The organism is Kluyvera sp. (genome assembly GCF_965301105.1).
Map to the genome: position 1 here is coordinate 41994 of NZ_CBDKZX010000002.1, position 20853 is coordinate 62846.

19 protein-coding genes are annotated in these 20853 nt (G+C 57.6%); 12 read left to right on the top strand and 7 right to left on the bottom strand.

Annotated elements, in window-relative coordinates; translation table 11 throughout:
* Positions 1–71: 71 nt before the first annotated feature.
* Together ACW14G_RS01165 and suhB are read right to left on the bottom strand one after the other, a co-directional pair.
* Positions 72–500: an OsmC family protein gene (locus tag ACW14G_RS01165; protein ID WP_249022889.1), complete on the bottom strand. Its 429-nt coding sequence runs from the start codon at positions 498–500 to the stop codon at positions 72–74.
* Between the two features lie 135 nt (positions 501–635).
* Positions 636–1439, bottom strand: a complete 804-nt coding sequence (gene suhB / locus ACW14G_RS01170) for an inositol-1-monophosphatase (protein WP_163448286.1) — start codon at positions 1437–1439, stop codon at positions 636–638.
* Positions 1440–1558: 119 nt separating this feature from the next.
* Here suhB and trmJ point away from each other — a divergent pair, with 119 nt between their 5' ends.
* The 11 genes from trmJ (at position 1559) to sseB (ending at position 10515) form a co-directional block, all read left to right on the top strand.
* The gene (gene trmJ, locus ACW14G_RS01175; protein ID WP_163448285.1) at positions 1559–2293 is read left to right on the top strand and encodes a tRNA (cytosine(32)/uridine(32)-2'-O)-methyltransferase TrmJ; all 735 of its coding nucleotides are present in this window, start codon (positions 1559–1561) and stop codon (positions 2291–2293) included.
* Between the two features lie 239 nt (positions 2294–2532).
* A complete protein-coding gene (gene iscR, locus ACW14G_RS01180) occupies positions 2533–3024 on the top strand; it encodes a Fe-S cluster assembly transcriptional regulator IscR (protein WP_064543514.1) in 492 nt (163 codons plus the stop codon).
* 150 nt (positions 3025–3174) lie between these two features.
* A complete protein-coding gene (gene iscS / locus ACW14G_RS01185) occupies positions 3175–4389 on the top strand; it encodes a cysteine desulfurase (RefSeq protein ID WP_035891364.1) in 1215 nt (404 codons plus the stop codon).
* Between the two features lie 25 nt (positions 4390–4414).
* Positions 4415–4801 (top strand): Fe-S cluster assembly scaffold IscU, encoded by a 387-nt coding sequence (gene iscU, locus ACW14G_RS01190; protein WP_005120408.1) that lies wholly within the window; start codon positions 4415–4417, stop codon positions 4799–4801.
* A 21-nt stretch (positions 4802–4822) separates the two neighbouring features.
* A complete protein-coding gene (gene iscA, locus ACW14G_RS01195; RefSeq protein WP_004104506.1) occupies positions 4823–5146 on the top strand; it encodes an iron-sulfur cluster assembly protein IscA in 324 nt (107 codons plus the stop codon).
* 78 nt (positions 5147–5224) lie between these two features.
* Entirely contained in the window at positions 5225–5740 is a 516-nt protein-coding gene (gene hscB / locus ACW14G_RS01200) for a co-chaperone HscB (RefSeq protein ID WP_249022890.1), read from the top strand.
* Positions 5741–5755: 15 nt separating this feature from the next.
* Complete coding sequence (gene hscA, locus ACW14G_RS01205) at positions 5756–7606, top strand: Fe-S protein assembly chaperone HscA (RefSeq protein ID WP_163448283.1); 1851 nt, start codon at positions 5756–5758, stop codon at positions 7604–7606.
* A gap of 1 nt (position 7607) precedes the next feature.
* The gene (gene fdx, locus ACW14G_RS01210; protein ID WP_015963427.1) at positions 7608–7943 is read left to right on the top strand and encodes an ISC system 2Fe-2S type ferredoxin; all 336 of its coding nucleotides are present in this window, start codon (positions 7608–7610) and stop codon (positions 7941–7943) included.
* Between the two features lie 9 nt (positions 7944–7952).
* Positions 7953–8153 (top strand): Fe-S cluster assembly protein IscX, encoded by a 201-nt coding sequence (gene iscX / locus ACW14G_RS01215; RefSeq protein ID WP_064543522.1) that lies wholly within the window; start codon positions 7953–7955, stop codon positions 8151–8153.
* A gap of 177 nt (positions 8154–8330) precedes the next feature.
* A complete protein-coding gene (gene pepB, locus ACW14G_RS01220; RefSeq protein ID WP_249022891.1) occupies positions 8331–9617 on the top strand; it encodes an aminopeptidase PepB in 1287 nt (428 codons plus the stop codon).
* Positions 9618–9738: 121 nt separating this feature from the next.
* Positions 9739–10515 carry an enhanced serine sensitivity protein SseB gene (gene sseB, locus ACW14G_RS01225; RefSeq protein ID WP_249022892.1) on the top strand — a complete coding sequence of 259 codons (777 nt, stop codon included), beginning with the start codon at positions 9739–9741 and terminating at the stop codon, positions 10513–10515.
* Positions 10516–10551: 36 nt separating this feature from the next.
* Here sseB and timP read toward each other — a convergent pair whose 3' ends face one another.
* From timP to ACW14G_RS01250, 5 genes are all read right to left on the bottom strand, one after another.
* Positions 10552–10686, bottom strand: coding sequence for a small toxic inner membrane protein TimP (gene timP, locus ACW14G_RS01230; RefSeq protein WP_419058551.1), 135 nt, complete (start codon positions 10684–10686; stop codon positions 10552–10554).
* Between the two features lie 350 nt (positions 10687–11036).
* The gene (locus tag ACW14G_RS01235; protein WP_249022893.1) at positions 11037–11810 is read right to left on the bottom strand and encodes a MurR/RpiR family transcriptional regulator; all 774 of its coding nucleotides are present in this window, start codon (positions 11808–11810) and stop codon (positions 11037–11039) included.
* Positions 11810–12655: a 3-mercaptopyruvate sulfurtransferase gene (sseA, locus tag ACW14G_RS01240; protein ID WP_249022894.1), complete on the bottom strand. Its 846-nt coding sequence runs from the start codon at positions 12653–12655 to the stop codon at positions 11810–11812. Before sseA ends, ACW14G_RS01235 begins: the two co-directional genes overlap by 1 nt.
* Positions 12656–12728: 73 nt before the next feature.
* Positions 12729–14093, bottom strand: a complete 1365-nt coding sequence (locus ACW14G_RS01245; RefSeq protein ID WP_249022895.1) for a 6-phospho-alpha-glucosidase — start codon at positions 14091–14093, stop codon at positions 12729–12731.
* Positions 14094–14106: 13 nt separating this feature from the next.
* Positions 14107–15651, bottom strand: a complete 1545-nt coding sequence (locus ACW14G_RS01250; RefSeq protein ID WP_249022896.1) for a PTS transporter subunit EIIC — start codon at positions 15649–15651, stop codon at positions 14107–14109.
* Between the two features lie 260 nt (positions 15652–15911).
* On the opposite strand from ACW14G_RS01250, the gene ACW14G_RS01255 reads away from it, so the two are divergent.
* Complete coding sequence (locus tag ACW14G_RS01255; RefSeq protein WP_455648421.1) at positions 15912–20852, top strand: alpha-2-macroglobulin family protein; 4941 nt, start codon at positions 15912–15914, stop codon at positions 20850–20852.
* Position 20853: the final 1 nt, after the last annotated feature.

The following is a 20853-nucleotide window of genomic DNA, read 5'->3' on the forward strand; positions in this document are numbered from 1 at the left end:
AGGGCAGTTCTTCTGTGGCATACCTCATCTGCGCCTCTTTTATCAGAGGCGCCAGAATCAGCGGTTTCGCGTTAGTTCAATGTATAATCCAGCGTAATTTCCGCTTTTAGCAGCTGTGATACCGGGCAACCGGCTTTCGCTTTCTGGATAATGCCATCGAACTGTTGCGCGTCAATACCGGGAACCGCCACCTTACTTTGCAGCGCGATTTTGGTAATGGCAAAGCCACCGTCGGTTTTATCCAGCGACACGTCCGCCGTGGTATCAATAGAATCTGCGGTATAGTCTGCTTCGCCCAGCATCAATGATAACGCCATCGAAAAACAGGCCGCGTGAGCCGCGCCAATCAGTTCTTCCGGGTTGGTTCCTTTAGCGCCTTCAAAACGGGTATTAAAGCCATAAGGCTGCTGGTTAAGAACGCCACTTTCGGTAGAAACCGTCCCTTTTCCATGTTTGATATCACCTGACCAGTGCGCGGACCCGTGCTTGTGAATTGTCATGTTCGCTCTCCTTTTGGCTAACAAAAGGCTAAGTATAGACGACGGATTTGGCGGCAACGGGAATAGAGATAATTCTGGGGAAGGGGATAAAAAAGAAGCCCGCGAACGGGCTTCTTAATGACACGCGGTATGAACTTAGCGCTTCAGCGCTTCGCTCAGTTCGTCGCGCATGTTCGCCAGCATGGCTTTCACCACACGTGGGTTACCGGCAACGATGTTACCGGTCATCATGTAGTTGTGACCGCCAACGAAATCGCAAACCAGCGCGCCCGCTTCACGTGCGATCAGCTCGCCCGCGGCGAAGTCCCACGGCTTCAGGCCGATTTCGAAGTAACCGTCAACGCGCGCAGCGGCCAGGTAGGCCAGATCCAGCGCGGCGGAACCAGAACGGCGGAAGTCCGCGCACTCGGTAAACATTTTGCCGAGGATGTTCATGTAAGCTGTCGCGTGCTGCTTGGCTTTGAACGGGAAACCGGTGGCGATAATGGTGCCATCCAGATCGCGGGCAGTGCTGCCGCGCAGACGGTAACCGTTGAGCTGTGCGCCCTGGCCGCGAGTGGCGGTGAACAGTTCGTTGCGCATCGGATCGTAAACGACAGCCACTTCAGTACGGCCTTTAATGCGTACGGCAATGGAAACAGAGAAGTGTGGCAGACGTTTGATGAAGTTGGTGGTGCCATCCAGCGGATCGATAACCCATTGTACATCCAGATCTTCGCCAACGTGTTCACCGCTTTCTTCGGTGATGATGGTGTGTTGCGGGTAAGATTTGCGAATGGTGTCGATAATTACCGCTTCGGCTGCTTTATCAACGTTGGTCACGAAATCGTTGCTGCCTTTCTGGCTCGCTTCAACAGCTTCTGGCGTTTCGTAGTTTTTGGCAATCAGGTTACCCGCCTTGCGCGCTGCGCGCACGGCGATGTTCAGCATCGGATGCATCAGGTTACTCTCACTGGATGTTAAAGAACGGGAAAACGGCGCATATCATAGCAGCGAATTCGGATTCTGTCTCAGCTTTATGGTAATATGGCCGAATAATCTTTAGACGAAGAATGACAATGCTGCAAAATATCCGAATCGTGCTGGTCGAAACCTCCCATACCGGCAACATGGGCTCCGTTGCCCGCGCTATGAAAACCATGGGTTTAACCAACCTGTGGCTGGTTAACCCGCTGGTGAAACCAGACTCCCAGGCCATCGCCCTGGCGGCAGGCGCCAGCGATGTCATTGGCAGCGCGCAGATCGTCGACACACTCGACGAAGCGCTGGCCGGTTGCAGCCTGGTGGTCGGCACCAGCGCGCGTTCCCGCACTCTGCCGTGGCCGATGCTTGACCCGCGTGAATGCGGTCTGAAAAGCGTCGCTGAAGCTGAACACGCGCCGGTCGCGCTGGTGTTTGGTCGTGAGCGTGTGGGTCTGACTAACGACGAACTGCAGAAATGTCACTATCACGTGGCGATTGCCGCTAACCCGGAATACAGCTCGCTAAACCTGGCGATGGCGGTACAGGTCATTTCTTATGAAGTGCGTATGGCCTGGCTGGCGGCGCAGGAAAGCGCTGAACCGAAGGTGGAACACGAAGAAACACCGTACCCGCTGGTGGACGATCTCGAACGTTTCTACGGTCACCTGGAGCAGACCCTGCTCTCCACGGGCTTCATTCGTGAAAACCATCCGGGGCAGGTGATGAACAAGCTGCGTCGTCTGTTCACCCGCGCGCGTCCGGAAAGCCAGGAGCTGAACATCCTGCGTGGGATTCTGGCCTCTATTGAGCAGCAGAACAAAGGCAAGTAATCGCGTAAATGCCGGATGGCGCTTCGCTTATCCGGCCTACAACTCGAGCGGCCAGTAGGCCGGATAAGCGAAGCGCCATCCGGCAGATCAATACCGCACGGAACGTCAAATACCTGACTAAATCACTCAAGTAAATAGTTGACTGATTTAGTCGGGAATGTCAGACTTGCTCCTGCTATGCAATACCCACAATATTATTAAAAACCCCGGGCAGGGGCGAGTTTGAGGTTAAGTAAGACATGAGACTGACATCTAAAGGGCGTTATGCCGTAACCGCGATGCTGGACGTTGCACTCAACTCCGAAGCGGGCCCGGTGCCGTTGGCTGATATTTCCGAACGTCAGGGAATTTCACTCTCCTATCTGGAGCAGCTGTTCTCCCGTCTGCGTAAAAATGGCTTAGTGTCCAGCGTACGTGGTCCAGGCGGCGGTTATCTGCTGGGTAAAGAAGCAAACCATATCGCCGTTGGCGAAGTGATCAGCGCAGTGGACGAGTCCGTTGACGCGACCCGCTGCCAGGGGAAAGGTGGCTGCCAGGGCGGCGATAAATGTTTGACCCACGCTCTGTGGCGCGATCTGAGCGACCGTCTGACCGGTTTCCTGAACAACATCACCCTTGGTGAACTGGTGAACAACCAGGAAGTTCTGGACGTGTCCGGCCGTCAGCACTCGCACGACACCTCCCGCACGACTCGCGTACAAGACGCAATCGACGTTAAGTTACGCGCATAATCCAACCGCTCTGCTGGGTACTGCGCAGAGCGAGTTATAGATAACAATGAGATTTCAGAGTCAGGCCGGGACACTCTCCCGTCAACGCGGTCGTACATCCAGCCGGTTGCCTGACTCCTTGCATTGAGTGATGTACGGAGTTAAAGAGCAATGAAATTACCGATTTATCTCGACTACTCCGCAACCACGCCGGTGGACCCGCGTGTTGCCGAGAAAATGATGCAGTTTCTGACCCTGGACGGGACCTTTGGTAACCCGGCTTCTCGTTCACACCGTTTCGGCTGGCAGGCTGAAGAGGCGGTAGATATCGCCCGTAACCAGATTGCCGACCTCGTGGGTGCAGACCCGCGTGAAATCGTCTTTACCTCTGGTGCGACAGAATCCGACAACCTGGCGATTAAAGGTGCAGCCAACTTTTATCAGAAAAAAGGCAAGCACATCATCACCAGTAAAACCGAACACAAAGCCGTGCTGGACACCTGTCGTCAGCTCGAGCGTGAAGGTTTCGAAATCACTTACCTGGCACCGCAGCGCAACGGCATTATCGATCTCAAAGAGCTCGAAGCGGCGATGCGTGACGACACCATCCTCGTCTCCATCATGCACGTGAACAACGAAATCGGCGTGGTGCAGGATATCGCGACTATCGGCGAAATGTGCCGTGCGCGCGGCATCATCTATCACGTTGACGCGACCCAGAGCGTGGGCAAACTGCCTATCGACCTGAGCCAGCTGAAAGTTGACCTGATGTCCTTCTCCGGTCACAAAATCTATGGTCCGAAAGGTATCGGCGCGCTGTACGTTCGTCGTAAACCGCGTATCCGTATCGAAGCGCAGATGCACGGCGGCGGTCACGAGCGCGGCATGCGTTCCGGCACCCTGCCTGTTCACCAGATCGTCGGCATGGGCGAAGCTTACCGTATCGCGAAAGAAGAGATGGAGACCGAAATGGCCCGTCTGCGCGGTCTGCGTAACCGTCTGTGGAACGGCGTGAAGGATATGGAAGAGGTTTACCTGAACGGTGACCTTGAGCAGGGCGCACCGAACATCCTCAACGTGAGCTTTAACTACGTTGAAGGCGAATCGCTGATTATGGCGCTGAAAGACCTGGCGGTTTCCTCCGGTTCCGCATGTACTTCCGCAAGCCTTGAGCCATCCTACGTGCTGCGCGCACTAGGCATGACCGATGAGCTGGCGCATAGCTCCATTCGTTTCTCTTTAGGTCGTTTCACTACCGAAGAAGAGATTGACTACACCATCAATCTGGTTCGCAACTCCATTGGCCGTCTGCGCGACCTTTCTCCGCTGTGGGAAATGTTCAAGCAGGGCGTGGATCTGAACAGCATTGAATGGTCACATCATTAATCGGTACCGATAAGGAGAATTCATCATGGCTTACAGCGAAAAAGTAATCGATCATTACGAGAACCCACGTAACGTAGGTTCCTTCGACAACAGCGACGAAAGCGTCGGCAGCGGTATGGTCGGTGCGCCGGCTTGCGGCGATGTGATGAAGTTGCAGATTAAAGTCAACAATGAAGGTATCATTGAAGACGCGCGTTTCAAGACCTACGGCTGCGGTTCCGCCATTGCTTCCAGCTCCCTCGTCACCGAGTGGGTCAAAGGGAAATCCCTGGACGAAGCACAGGCGATTAAAAATACCGATATCGCCGACGAGCTTGAACTGCCGCCGGTGAAAATTCACTGTTCTATTCTGGCAGAAGACGCGATTAAAGCCGCTATTGCGGATTACAAAAGCAAACGTGAAGCAAAATAATTAAGAAGAGTTGAGGTTTTTATGTCGATTACCTTAAGCGACAGTGCAGCAGCGCGAGTCAATACCTTCCTGGCAAACCGCGGTAAAGGGTTTGGTCTGCGTCTGGGCGTCAGAACGTCCGGCTGTTCAGGTATGGCCTATGTACTGGAATTTGTTGACGAGCCGGCGGCAGAAGACACCGTTTTCGAAGACAAGGGCGTGAAGGTGGTCATCGACGGTAAGAGCCTGCAATTTCTTGATGGCACGCAGCTCGACTTCGTCAAAGAAGGTCTCAACGAAGGGTTTAAATTTACTAACCCGAACGTGAAAGACGAGTGTGGTTGCGGCGAAAGCTTTAACGTCTGATTTTGTGTCCTGCCAACCCCACCATAGCGCCACTGCTGTGCGTGGGGTTTGTTTTAAATAGTTAACCCTGAGAACGTCATGGATTACTTCACTCTCTTTGGATTGCCAGCCGGTTATCACGTAGACACTCAGGCCCTCGCGGCACGCTTCCAGGACCTGCAGCGTCAGAATCACCCCGACCGTTTTGCCAGCGCCAGCGAAGCTGAACAGCTCGCGGCGGTCCAGCGCTCCGCGACTATCAACCAGGCATGGCAAACGCTGCGTCACCCGCTGACGCGCGCCGAATATCTGCTCTCCCTGCACGGCTTCGATCTGGCCTCCGAACAGCATACCGTACGCGATACCGCGTTCCTGATGGAACAGCTGGAGCTGCGTGAAGAGCTGGACGAGATTGAACAGGCGAAAGATGCTGACCGTCTGGAAGCGCTGCTTAAGCGCATCAAAGCGATGTACAGCCAGCGGCAGCAGCAGATGGTGGCGGAACTTGATTCGCAGACGTGGGACGCGGCGGCGGATACCGTACGTAAACTGCGTTTTCTCGATAAACTCCAAAGCAGCGCTGAATTACTCGAAGAAAAGCTGCTCGATTTCTGATTCTGGAAGCTTAACATGGCCTTATTACAAATTAGTGAGCCGGGTCTGAGCGCCGCGCCGCACCAGCGTCGTCTGGCGGTTGGCATTGACTTAGGCACCACCAATTCCCTGGTTGCTACCGTGCGTAGCGGTCAGGCGGAAACGCTGGCCGACAATCAGGGGCGTCACCTGCTGCCTTCTGTTGTGCACTATCAGGCGCAGGGCCACGTGGTCGGCTATGATGCGCGTACCAACGCCGCGCTGGACCCGGCCAACACCATTAGCTCCGTAAAACGCATGATGGGCCGCTCGCTGGCGGATATCCAGACGCGTTACCCGCACCTGCCTTACCAGTTCCAGTCCAGTGAAAACGGCCTGCCGATGCTGGTAACCAACGCCGGTGTACTCAACCCGATCCGCGTCTCGGCTGATATTCTCAAAGCGCTGGCGGCGCGCGCCACCGAAACGCTTGATGGCGAACTCGACGGCGTGGTGATTACCGTTCCCGCTTACTTTGACGATGCACAGCGTCAGGGCACCAAAGACGCTGCGCGTCTGGCTGGCCTGCACGTGCTGCGCCTGCTGAACGAACCGACTGCCGCGGCGATTGCCTATGGCCTCGATTCCGGTCAGGAAGGGGTGATTGCCGTCTACGATCTGGGCGGCGGTACCTTCGATATCTCGATTCTGCGTCTCAGCCGCGGTGTGTTTGAAGTGCTGGCCACCGGCGGCGACTCCGCGCTGGGCGGTGACGATTTCGACCACCTGCTGGCAGATTACATTCGCGAACAGGCAGGCATTGCCGATCGCAGCGACAACCGCGTACAGCGCGAGCTGCTTGATGCCGCCATCGCTGCCAAAATCGCCCTGAGCGATGCCGACAGCGTCACCGTTGAGGTGGCTGGCTGGAAAGGCGAAGTGACCCGCGAACAGTTTAACGATCTGATTTCCGCGCTGGTGAAGCGCACCCTGCTGGCCTGCCGCCGTGCGCTGAAAGATGCGGGCGTGGAAGCCGAAGAGGTGCTGGAAGTGGTGATGGTGGGCGGTTCGACCCGCGTACCGCTGGTGCGCGAGCGCGTGGGCGAATTCTTTGGCCGTACGCCGCTGACCTCCATCGACCCGGATAAAGTGGTGGCGATTGGCGCCGCCGTGCAGGCCGATATTCTGGTCGGCAACAAGCCGGACAGCGAAATGCTGCTGCTCGACGTGATCCCGCTCTCTCTGGGCCTCGAAACCATGGGCGGCCTGGTAGAGAAGGTTATCCCGCGTAACACCACCATCCCGGTGGCCCGCGCGCAGGAGTTCACCACCTTTAAAGACGGCCAGACCGCGATGTCCATCCACGTGATGCAGGGCGAACGCGAACTGGTACAGGACTGCCGTTCGCTGGCGCGCTTCGCGCTGCGCGGTATTCCGGCTCTCCCGGCGGGCGGTGCGCACATTCGCGTCACCTTCCAGGTAGATGCTGACGGTCTGCTGAGCGTCACGGCGATGGAAAAATCCACCGGCGTGGAATCGTCTATCCAGGTGAAACCGTCCTACGGTCTGACCGACGGTGAAATCGCCACCATGATTCAGGATTCCATGAGCTATGCCGAGCAGGACGTGAAAGCGCGTATGCTGGCCGAGCAGAAAGTGGAAGCGGCGCGCGTGCTGGAAAGCCTGCACAGTGCGCTTGCCGCCGATGCCGCGCTGTTAAGTGCCGCAGAGCGTCAGGAAATTGACGAGGCCGCTGCGGCGTTGAGCGCGGTAGCTGAGGGCAATGACACTGACGCCATCGAACAAGCCATTAAAAACGTTGACAAACAAACCCAGGAATTTGCCGCTCGCCGCATGGACCAATCCGTTCGTGTCGCGCTGAAAGGCCAATCCGTGGACGAGGTTTAATATGCCAAAGATTGTTTTTCTGCCCCACCAGGACCTGTGCCCGGATGGCGTAGTTGTGGAAGCTGAGACCGGTGAAACCATTCTGGATGCCGCGCTGCGTAGCGGTATCGAGATTGAACACGCCTGTGAAAAATCCTGTGCCTGCACCACCTGCCACTGCATCGTGCGTGAAGGTTTCGACTCGCTGCCGGAAAGCACCGAAGACGAAGACGATATGCTGGACAAAGCCTGGGGGCTGGAACCGGATAGCCGCCTGAGCTGCCAGGCCCGCGTCACGGATGAAGACCTGGTGGTCGAAATTCCGCGTTACACAATTAACCACGCGCGCGAGCACTAAGAGGATAGTATGGGACTGAAGTGGACTGATAGCCGTGAAATCGGTGAAGCGCTTTACGATACCTTCCCGGATACCGATCCGAAAACGGTACGTTTCACCGACATGCACCAGTGGATTTGCGACCTCGAAGACTTTGATGACGATCCTCAGGCATCAAATGAAAAAATTCTTGAGGCAATTCTGCTAGTCTGGTTGGATGAAGCAGAATAATTTTTGCGTCATGATTCGCGCCGCAGGTGCGTTGGCTACGTTCGCTCACCCCAGTCACATAGTTATCTATGCTCCCGGGGATTCGCTCACTTGCCTCCTTCCTGCAACGCGAATCATTTAGCAAAAGATCTAACGGGCTGCCATTCGGCGGCCCGTTTGCTAATAAGGATAAATAAAATGACAGAAGCGATGAAAATTACCCTGTCTACCCAGCCAGCCGATGCGCGCTGGGGTGACAAAGCGGCCTATAGCATTAATGATGAAGGGATTACCCTGCACCTGACCGGCCGCGACGATGCGGGCCTTATTCAGCGCGCGGCGCGTAAAATAGACGGTATGGGCATCAAGCATGTCGCTCTGGCGGGCGAGGGCTGGGACGTTGAGCGTGCCTGGGCTTTCTGGGCGGGTTACAAAGGGCCGAAAGGCACCCGTCAGGTTGCATGGCCTGAGCTTGACGATGCGCAGCGCCAGGAGCTGGATAACCGTCTGACCTACATCGACTGGGTTCGCGATACCATCAACGCCCCGGCGGAAGAGTTAGGCCCGGAGCAACTGGCGCAGCGTGCGGTAGATCTGCTGTGCGGTGTGGCGTGCAACAACGTCTCTTATCGCATCACCAAAGGTGAAGATCTGCGCGAGCAGGGCTACGCTGGCCTGCATACCGTAGGCCGTGGTTCTGAACGTCCGCCGGTTCTGCTGGCGCTGGATTACAACCCAACGGGCGATAAAGACGCGCCGGTTTACGCCTGCCTGGTCGGTAAAGGTATTACCTTCGACTCCGGCGGCTACAGCATCAAACAGAGCGCATTCATGGACTCCATGAAGTCCGACATGGGCGGCGCGGCGACCGTGACCGGCGCGCTGGCGCTGGCGATCACCCGTGGTCTGAACAAGCGCGTAAAACTGTACCTGTGCTGTGCGGACAACCTGATCAGCGGCAATGCATTCAAGCTGGGCGATATCATCCACTACCGTAACGGTAAAAATGTGGAAGTGATGAACACCGATGCGGAAGGGCGTCTGGTGCTGGCCGATGGCCTGATTGACGCCAGCGCGCAGAAACCGGAGTTGATTATCGATGCGGCGACCCTGACCGGAGCGGCAAAAACCGCGCTGGGTAATGATTACCACGCGCTGTTCAGCTTTGATGATAAGCTGGCTAACCGCCTGCTGGCGAGCGCGAGTGCGGAAAATGAAGCCTTCTGGCGTCTGCCGCTGGCTGAGTTCCATCGTCACCAGCTGCCATCTAACTTTGCTGAACTGAACAACACCGGCAGCGCGGCCTACCCGGCGGGCGCGAGCACGGCGGCGGGCTTCCTGTCCCACTTCGTGGAAAACTATCATGAAGGTTGGCTGCACATCGACTGCTCCGCGACCTACCGTAAAGCTGCCGTTGAGCAGTGGTCGGCGGGCGCGACCGGGCTGGGCGTGCGGACGATTGCTAACCTGTTGACTGCCGAGTAATTTGTTCCCCTCACCCTAACCCTCTCCCCAAAGGGGAGAGGGGACTGTTCGGTTTTCTCCCTCGCCCCTTTGGGGAGAGGGCCGGGGTGAGGGGAAGATACCCATACCTTCTGGAACCACTATGTCCGAAACCAAAAACGAACTCGAAACGCTGCTGGAACAAGCGGCGACGGAACCTGCTCATCGCCCGGCCTTTTTCCGCACCCTGCTGGAGTCTACCGTCTGGGTACCCGGCGCCGCCGCCGATGACCAGCAGGTTGTCGACGACAGCGCCTTAGAGCTACAGCACTGGGAAAAAGATGACGGCACCTCCGTTATCCCGTTCTTCACCTCACTGGAAGCCCTGAAACAGGCGGTAACCATCGAGCAGTCGTTCGTCGTCATGCCAGTACGCTCGCTGTTTGAAATGACCCTCGGCGAGACGCTGTTCCTCAACGCCAAACTGCCGACCGGCAAAGAGTTCACCCCGCGTGAAATCAGCCACCTGATTGGTGAAGAGGGTAACCCGCTGAGCACCCAGGAAGTGCTGGAAGGCGGTAGCGCGCTGTTGCTTTCTGAAGTGGCGGAGCCACCGGCACAGATGGTGGAATCGCTCACCACGCTGTTCAAAACCCTGAAAACGGTCAAACGCGCGTTCCTGTGCTCGATTAAAGAGCATGCGGACGAGCAGCCAAACCTGCTGATTGGCATTGAAGCGGAAGGGGATATCGAAGAGATTATCCACGCAGCGGGCAGCGTCGCCACCGACACCCTGCCGGGTGATGAGCCAATTGATATCTGCCAGGTGGTGGAAGGCGAGAAGGGCATCAGCCACTTTATGCTGGCGCACATCACGCCGTTCTATGAAAAACGCTGGGGCAGCTTCCTGCGCGATTTTAAGCAGAACCGGATTATCTGACCCGAGGAAAGCCGCCCCGAAGGGCGGCATCCTGGCTTACTTGCCCTGCGCGTTGCTTATCACGCTAACAGCGTTGACGGAGGGACTCCGTTCGCTGTCGGTGCGAAGAAACAAGACGGCAGTAACAATCAGCACGATACAGAAGTATCGTCTGTTCATTGCGCGGTCCATGCGAAGACCGCATCACAGCAGCACCGCTGGCGATAATGTTGCGATAGCAAGCGCTATGGTGTGCCTGCATTTACGGCCATGGGACATCCTTTCCCGAAGCCAGCGCCCGTTTGCGAGACGGCGGAAAGGGCCGGGATGGATTATACATCAACAGCCAAATAGTCACTCTTGTGACTACCTTGACTTTGTCCGATTTTAAAGCCACTATGATGCACACTATGGTGTGCCTGCATTGCTTTAGCAATGTAGCTTGCTGGAAAGGCCGCGAACCGGACCAGCACAAAATAACCGCTGTTACAGGCGGTTTTTTTGTGGCTGAAAAACGTGAAATATCCGACGAGCGGGGAAATTTATCCCGTCGCCTCCAGCAGCAGTAAATCCATCAACAGTACCAGATTGGACTCAAATGACGTGATATCCGCCGCTTCGGCGGCAAAATGCGCGGCTTCGTCATACAGCGCAAAATGCAGATCCGCCAGTCCCGCCAGGGTATTGGCGGAGGCGCGGGTGAAGGCGACGACCGTCATGCCCACGTTGCGGGCGATACGCGCTTTATCCAGCACCTGCTCGGTTTCGCCGCTGCGCGACACCGCGATAAACACCTGGTAGCGCGCGGCGTTACTGAGAAAGATGTTCCGGCTATCGCCCGGGCCGGAAATAAAGGCCGTTTTGCCAAGCACCTGCAGCTTTTTCGTCAGGTACTCGGCAAAGAGATAAGAAAATCCTGCGCCATAGAGAAAGAAGCTCTCCTGCTCGCGCAGCAGGCGGGTAAACTGCTGCCGCTTGTCCGCCGTTGCCCACTGAAAAGACTGCTGGTAGTTGGCGATGAAGCGGTTGAACAGCTCGGGAAATTCCGCGCAGGACTCAGTGCGATGCGCCGCGATATGCGGCGTTTCCGCCAGCAGGCTTTTACAGTGCCAGATAAACTCGCTGTAGCCGCTAAAGCCCAGCTTTTGACACAGCCGCATAATGGTTGCCGTGGAGACAAATGTCGCCTGCGCCAGATGACGGACGGTGATCTTACCGACCAGCAGCGGATGCTCTGTCAAATGCGCCAGCACCCGATACTCCGCGCGGGTTAAGGATGCTCCGCGCGTCAGCAGCGTTGCCAGGCGATTATCCATTACTGCGCAGGCTCTATCGGCAGGTCGGCGCGGGCACCCCATTCACTCCAGGACCCGTCGTACAGGGTTACGTCGTCGGCCTCAAGCGTGGCCAGCGCCAGTGCGACCACCGCCGCCGTCACACCGGAACCGCAGCTCACGATAATCGGCTGATGTAAGTCGACACCCTGACGAGCAAAGATAGCTTCGAGCTGGTCAGTGGTTTTTAGCTCACCGTCCACCACCAGATCGCCCCAGGGCACGTTGCGCGCGCCGGGAATGTGCCCACGACGCAGTCCAGGACGCGGTTCATCAACCTGGGCATTGAAGCGCGGCGCCGGACGGGCGTCGACGATTTGCGCGGAGCCTTCATGGCTGGCCAACAGCACGTCGGTTAGTCGTTTGACTGCTTCTGCATGGAATGTAGACTCAAACTCGCCCTCAGCGCTTTGTACGTCTCCCTGCTCGAGCAGCAGATCGTCGCGCTGCCAGCCGGCCAGCCCCCCGGCCAGAATAGAGACCCGCTCTGCGCCAAAGGTACGCAGCATCCACCACGCGCGCGGTGCGGAGAACAGGTTGCCTTCGTCGTAAATCACCAGGTGTTTATCGCGGCTGACGCCCAGCTCGCGCATGGCGACGGCGAATGCTTCCGGGCGCGGCATCATATGCGGCAGCGGCGAGGTGTGGTCGGAGAGGGCTTCAATATCAAAAAAGACCGCGCCCGGCAGATGCCCGGCGCGGTATTCCGCGTGCAGATCGCGATGTTCTTGTCCCGGCGGCGCCATACGGGCGTCGATAATTTGTACTTCCGGGTCATCAACGTGCTCAGCCAGCCAGTCGGCGGCAACAAAAAACGAAGTGGTCATGGTACCCTCCATTGATGAATCATAGAGAGATTGTCGGTGTTTTTGCTCACACCGACAAGCGACCCGCGGTTTATTAGCGCGTTGCCTCACCATTTTGCCAGGCATGTTGCAGCTGCGGCCAGTAATCCCGGTTGGCGACAATCATCTCGTCAAGAATGGCGCGCGCGTGTTCCATTGTCGGCACGGTGCGGTTGAGGGTAAAGGCCTGCAACGCTTTTTCATAGCTGCCCTCAAGCGTGGCTTCAACCAACAGCTGCTCCGAGGCCAGTTGCTGCATCAACAATGTCTGGTGGAACAGTGGCACATTGCCCATCCGCACCGGCTCCGGGCCATTGGCGGTGATGTAGGCCGGGACTTCTACCATCGCATCGTCCGGCAGATTGGCGATGGCGCCCTGGTTTTCGACGATCACTAAATGGCGCTGGCGTAAATCAAAGGCCAGAGAACGGGCCACTTCAACGATAAACTCACCGTGCACGCCAACGTGAAAAGCATCCGGCAGAATACCGGTTTGCTGATACTCCACGGCTGCTGCAAACAGCTTCTTCTCTCGCCCGTCCATCACTTCGTTGGCGCGCGTGTAGTCCGGGTTCTGATGCTCGACGATTTGGTTAGGCATCAGGTAATACTGCAGATACGGGTTCGGCAGATATTCCGGGAAGCAGTCCATAATCGGCTTGATATTGCGCCAGGTTTTCACCCATGACGGATCGGCATGCTGCGGGTCCGTTTGCGCGGCGTCTTCGGTCAGCAGGCCGAATTTCGCCACGTGGCGACGTAACTCAGGCAGTTTGTCTTCGCCATCGACCCGAACCTGGGTAAACCAGCCAAAGTGGTTGAGACCAAAGTAATCCACATCGAGCTTGTGGCGGTCGACGCCGAGAATCGCCCCCATATTGCGCATGGCTGCCACCGGCATATCGCAGATATTCAGCACCCGCGCCTGTGGTCGCAGACGGCGAATGCCTTCAGCCACAATCGCCGCCGGGTTGGAATAGTTGACGATCCACGCTTTGGGATCGGCATAGCGCTCAACGAGGTCAATCAGCTCTACCATCGGCAGAATGGTGCGCAGGCCGTAGGCCAGGCCGCCAGGGCCGCAGGTCTCCTGGCCGACCACGCCGTGGCGTAGCGGAATTTGTTCATCCTGCTCGCGCATTTTGTACTGGCCGACACGCATCTGGGCAAAGACGAAGTGCGCGCTGCTAAATGCCGTTTCCGGGCAGGTGGTCACGGTAAATTTGATGCCCTGGCTATGGTCGCGAATCACCTTTTCCACCACCGGGGCGATGGTGTTTTGCCGCGCTTCATCAATATCGTAGAGGCGAATTTCCGCCAGCGGGAAATCGCTCAGGCGTACCATCAGGCTTTTGACAATGCCCGGCGTGTAGGTGCTGCCACCGCCGGCGATAGCCAGAATAAATGGGGATTTCAACATGTTATAGCCTCCTTCAGAGAAACATCTCAACGGCTTCTCGCATTTTTTTGACGTGCAGCCCGTAGACCACCTGAACGTTATTACCTTGTTTAATAATGCCTTTCGCACCGGTTGCCTTGAGCTGTGGCTCGTTAATTCGTGCGATGTCCTTCACGGTGACGCGCAGCCGGGTGTAGCAGTTATCCACCACCTCAATGTTGTCGCGCCCGCCTAATCCCTCGATGATGCTGGTGCCCAGACCATCGTTATTGCCCTTCGCCTGATACTCCTGCTTGCTGTAGAGCTTCGTTTGCTGGTCATCCTCTTCGCGGCCCGGCGTTTTCATGTTGAAGCGCAGGATCAGGAAGCGGAAGATGACGAAGTAGAGCGCGAACATAATCAGCCCGACCACGATGTACATTGGCCAGTTGGATTTCTCCGTCCCCAGCGGCAGGTTGTAGAGAATAAAATCGATAATGCCGTTGGCCCCGATGGCGTGGACGCCGAACAGCGAGAACAGCATCATGCCGATACCGGTCAGCACGGCGTGCACCACAAACAGCAGCGGCGCGACGAACAGGAAGGAAAACTCAATCGGCTCGGTCACGCCGACCAGCATTGATGTCAGCGCCGCTGGGATCAAAATGGCTTTCGCCGCGGCTTTGCGTTCCGGTTTCGCGGTGACATACATCGCCAGCGCGGCGGCAGGTAAGCCGAACATTTTGCTGATGCCGCGCGCGTCCCACACCACGGTACTGCTCAACTGTTTGACGTCAGGGCAGGCCATTTCAGCGAAGTAGATATTGCGCGCGCCCTGGTACAGGTTGCCGCAGACCTCGTGCGAACCGCCCAGTTCGGTATACAAAAATGGGGTATAGACCAGGTGGTGTAGGCCGGTTGGCACCAGAATACGTTCGAGGAAACCGTAAATCGCCACCCCGAACGGCCCGGAGCCTTTAATCGCCAGCGCCAGCGCGCTGATACCGTGCTGCGCCCACGGCCAGAGTTCGCTCATCACCACGCCAAGGATAATCGCCACCGGCAGAATGATGATGGTGACAAAACAGTGACCGGAGTAGATAGCCATCGCCCCGGAGAACTGTACGCCGGAGTAACGGTTATAGAGATAGCCAGTCAGCGCGCCGGTAAGGATCCCTGCGAAAACGCCCATCTCCAGCACCTGTACGCCCAGCACCATACTTTGCCCGGCGGTGCGCATCTGGTCAGCCGGGGCCAGTTCGCCCTGCCATTGCAGCGTGAAGTTCATGGCGTTGATAAACACAATAAACGTCACCAGCCCCAGCAGAGCGGCGTAGCCTTTATCGCGAGCGGCGAGGCCGATGGGAATACCGACAGCAAAGATCATCGCCAGATTCACCAATAGCGAAACGGCGGATTTGGCGATCAGCTGCCCCAGATGCTGGACCGCAGAGTAGCCCAGAAAAGGGACGTATTCTGCAAGACTGCCGTTGCCCAGCACGTTGCCGAAGGCGATAAACAGCCCGACAATCGGCAGAATCAGGACCGGGCCGTAGAGGGATTTACCAAAATTTTGTAGGGCATTAACGGCTCTTTTCATTATTTTCTCCAACGTTGAACCGCGTAGATGAGACCTCATGACCGGCAAAAGGTAGCAGCAGAAGGGCGGGAGAATCCAGCTATCTTATTGTTTTAAAAACAAAGTACGCATAACGTTACATGTTACGTTATGAGTTGTGATCGCAGTAACATCCCAGAGAGATGGCCAGCAATGTGATCCTTAGCTACTGGCAAACGCCTCCCTGGGGCATAATACTGTGTTGATGACTCAAACAGACTTCACCAGTCAGAGGTTACAGGATGAAACCCTTTCGTTTGGCTACGCTGGCACTCGCGCTGGCAATGACGTTCACGTTGGCCGGTTGCGACAATAAAAACGACGACAAACCCGCCGCCCCTTCGACGCCAGCCGCTGCCGCACCGGTAAAACCCGATGCCGCCCAGCTTGAAAAACTCGCCCGGCAGAGCCAGGGCAAAACGCTTACCCTGCTCGATGCCTCCGAAGTGCAGCTCGACGGCGCGGCAACGCTGGTGCTCACTTTCTCCATACCGCTTAACCCCGATCAGGATTTCAGCAAAACGGTCCACCTGGTAGACAAAAAGAACGGTAAGGTTGACGGCGCATGGGAGCTGGCGCCGAATCTCAAAGAGCTGCGGCTGCGCCATCTGGAACCGAAACGCGACCTGATTGTGACCGTCGATCCTGAGCTGGCGGCGCTGAATAAGTCGACTTTTGGCACCAGCGTCGAAAAAACGCTGACCACCCGCGATATTGCGCCGAACGTCGGCTTTGCCAGCCGCGGATCGCTGCTGCCGGGCAAGGTGGTGGAAGGGCTACCGGTGATGGTGCTCAACGTGCCGCACGTTGACGTGAACTTCTTCCGCGTGAAGCCGGAATCGCTGGCCGCGTTCGTCAGCCAGTGGGAATACCGCAGTTCGCTGAGCAACTGGGAGTCGGATGAGCTGTTGAAGATGGCCGATCTGGTCTACACCGGGCGATTTGACCTTAATCCGGCGCGCAACACCCGGGAAAAACTGCTGCTGCCGCTGAAAGATATCGCGCCGCTACAGCAGTCTGGCGTTTATATCGCGGTGATGAACCCGGCGGGACAATACAGCTACAGTAACGCCGCGACGTTGTTTACCCTGAGCGACGTCGGCGTATCGCTGCACCGTTATCACGGCCAACTTGATGTGTTTACCCAAAGCCTGGAAAACGGCGCTGCTCAATCAGCAGTTGAATTGACGCTGTTAAACGACAAAGGTCAGACGCTGGCGCAGGCGACCAGCGACGCCAAAGGTCACGCCACGCTGCAAACCGACAAAGACGCGGCATTGCTGCTGGCACGTAAAGACGGGCAGACGACGTTGCTGGATCTGAAACTGCCCGCGCTGGATCTGGCTGAGTTCGATGTTGCCGGCGATCCTGGTTATCGCAAGCAGTTCTTTATGTTTGGCCCGCGCGATCTCTATCGTCCCGGCGAAACGGTGATCCTCAACGGCCTGCTGCGCGACAGCGACGGCAAGCCTCTACCTGACCAGCCGGTGAAGCTGGAAGTGGTGAAACCGGACGGCCAGGTGGTTCGCAGCGTGGTGAGCCAGCCGCAGAACGGTCTGTATCAATTGACCTACCCGCTGGATAGCGGCGCGGCGACCGGCATGTGGCATATCCGCGCCAACACCGGCGACAACCAGCTGCGCGAGTGGGATTTCCACGTCGAAGACTTTATGCCCGAGCGCATGGCGCTGAGCCTGACGCCGCAGACGACGCCGCTGGCCCCCGCTGACGACGTCAAATTCGCCGTTTCCGGCTACTATCTGTACGGCGCGCCCGCCAGCGGGAACAGTCTGCAGGGGAAATTGTTCCTGCGCCCGCTGCGCGATGCGGTCGCGGCGCTGCCGGGCTTCCAGTTTGGCGATATTGCGCAAGACAATACTTCCCGTAGCCTGGATGAAATGAATCTGACGCTGGATGACAAAGGGCGGGGAGAAGTGACCACCGCCAGCCAGTGGCAGGAAACGCACTCGCCGCTGCAGGTGATTCTCCAGGCCAGCCTGCTGGAGTCTGGCGGTCGCCCGGTAACCCGTCGGGTGAGCCAGGCTATCTGGCCCGCCGCCGAACTGCCGGGGATCCGCCCGCAGTTCGCCAGCAAGGCGGTCTATGACTACCGCACCGACACCACGGTGAATCAGCCGATCGTCGAAGAAAATAGCCAGGCCGCGTTTGACATTGTTTACAGCAACGCTGCCGGTGACAAAAAAGCCGTTTCCGGCCTGCAGGTTCGGCTGATCCGCGAACGCCGCGACTACTACTGGAACTGGTCGGAAAGCGACGGCTGGCAGTCTCGCTTCGATCAAAAAGATCTGGTGGAAGGCGAAGAGACGCTGGATCTCAAAGCCGATGAGACCGGCAAAGTCAGCTTCCCGGTGGAGTGGGGTGCTTACCGTCTGGAAGTGAAAGCGCCAAATGACGCGGTCAGCAGCGTGCGCTTCTGGGCAGGCTATAGCTGGCAGGATAACAGCGACGGTAGCGGCGCGGCGCGACCGGATCGCGTGACCTTAAAACTTGATAAACCGAGCTATCAGCCGGGGAATACCATCAAGCTGCACGTAGCTGCTCCGGCGGCCGGTAAGGGCTATGCGATGGTAGAGTCCAGCGATGGCCCGCTGTGGTGGCAAGAAATTGACGTCCCGGCTCAGGGGTTGGATCTGTCTATTCCGGTCGATAAAAGCTGGAATCGTCACGACCTCTATCTGAGCACGCTGGTGGTTCGTCCGGGGGATAAATCACGTTCTGCGACGCCGAAACGTGCGGTTGGCGTGTTGCATCTGCCGCTGGGTGATGAACAGCGTCGGCTAAACGTGGCGCTGGAAAGCCCGCAAAAAATGCGGCCAAACCAGCCGCTGAGCATCAAAGTGAAAGTGAATCGCAAGGAAGGCGCGGCGCCGAAACAGGTCAATGTGCTGCTGTCAGCGGTTGACAGCGGGGTGCTGAATATCACCGATTACGCCACGCCGGATCCGTGGCAGGCGTTCTTCGGCCAGAAACGTTACGGCGCGGATATCTATGATATCTACGGCCAGGTCATTGAAGGTCAGGGGCGGCTTGCCAGCCTGCGCTTCGGTGGCGACGGCGATGAATTGAACCGCGGCGGCAAACCGCCGGTGAATCACGTCACGATTATCGCCCAGCAGGCGCAGCCGGTAACCCTTGATGACAACGGTGAAGGTACCGTTACGCTGCCAATCGGCTATTTTAACGGCGAGCTGCGGGTGATGGCGCAGGCGTGGACGAGCGAAGATTTCGGCAGCGCAGAACAAAAAGTGGTGGTGGCCGCGCCGGTGGTGGCCGAGCTGAACACCCCGCGCTTTATGGCCGGTGGCGATAGCGCGCGACTGACGCTGGACGTCACTAACCTTACCGATAAACCTCAAACGCTGAACGTGAAGATTGCGGCTACGGGCCTGTTGACGCTGAAAAGCGGTCAACCGTCGCCGGTGACGCTGGAGCCGGGCGTGCGCACCACGCTATTTGTGCCCGTCAGCGCCAGTGATGGCTTCGGCGATGGTGAGGTGAACGTCACCGTCTCGGGGATGAATCTGCCGGGCGAAACGCTGGCCGACCTGCACAAGCAGTGGAAAATTGGCGTGCGTCCGGCCTTCCCGGCGCAAACGGTGAACAACGGCGCGGTGCTGCAACCCGGTGAAAGCTGGAGTGTGCCGGCTAACCAGAACGCGCTCTTCTCGCCGGTGACACAGCAGGGCCAGCTCCTGCTCAGCGGGAAACCCCCGCTGAACCTGGCGCGCTATATTCGTGAGCTGAAAGCCTATCCGTACGGCTGTCTGGAACAAACCGCCAGCGGCCTGTTCCCGCAGCTTTATATCAACGCCGCGCAGTTGAAAACGTTGGGCATTGCTGGCGACAGCGATGACAAACGCCGAGCGGCGGTGGACATCGGTATCTCGCGGCTGCTGCAAATGCAAAAAGAGAGCGGCGGCTTTGGGCTGTGGGATAAAGAAGGGCCGGAGGAGTACTGGCTGACCGCCTATGCTATGGACTTCCTGGTGCGCGCGGCGGAGCAAGGCTATAGCGTTCCGGCGCAGGCGATTAACAACGGCAACAACCGGCTGCTGCGCTATCTTCAGGAGCCGGGGCTGATGAGCGTTCGCTACACCGACGATAATGCCGCCAGCCGCTTCGCCATTCAGTCGTATGCGGGGCTGGTGCTGGCCCGACAGCAAAAAGCGCCGCTGGGCGCGTTACGCGAGCTATGGGAACGCCGTGAGCAGGCGCGCTCCGGTCTGCCGCTGATGCAGTTAGGTATCGCGCTGAAGGCGATGGGCGACGCGCCGCGCAGCGAACAGGCGTTACAGCTGGCGCTGGCCACCAAACGCTCGGATCAGACCCGCTGGTTGGCAGACTACGGTAGCGACCTGCGAGATAACGCGCTGATGCTGGCCCTGTTGGAAGAGAACAAGCTGCTGCCGGACGCGCAGAATGCGCTGCTGCAAACTCTCTCCGAGCAGGCATTTAGCGAACGTTGGCTGTCAACTCAGGAGAATAATGCGCTGTTCCTCGCGGCGAGAAGCGTGCTGGACCTGCCGGGTAACTGGCAGGCGCAAACGACGCTGGACAGCCAGCCGTTGCAGGGCGAAAAGGCGTTGACGCGCAACCTCGATGCTGAACAACTTTCGGCGCTGAAAGTGACCAACAGCGGCCAGCAGCCGCTGTGGCTGCGCCTCGATAGCACCGGCTACCCGGAACACGCTCCGGCGGCCAGCAGCAACGTGCTGCATATTGAACGCCAGTTCTATGGCACTGATGGGCAGCGTAAATCGCTCTCTTCGCTGCGCAGCGGTGAACTGGTGCTGGTGAAACTGGATATCAACGCCAGCCAAAACGTGCCGGACGCGCTGGTGGTGGATATGTTGCCTGCCGGGCTGGAACTGGAAAACCAGAATCTGGCCAACAGCAGCGCGAACCTGCAGGATAACGGCAGCGAAGTGCAGGAGTGGCTGAACCAGATGCAGCAGGCGGATATTCAACATATGGAATTCCGTGATGATCGCTTTGTGGCCGCGGTGGCAGTGAATGCCAATCAGCCGGTGACGGTGGTCTACCTGGCGCGGGCGGTGATGCCGGGGACCTATCAGGTGCCGCCAACGCAGGTGGAATCGATGTATGTGCCAGCCTGGCGTGCAGTTGGCGCGGCGGACGATATGCTGATCGTCGTACCGTAAG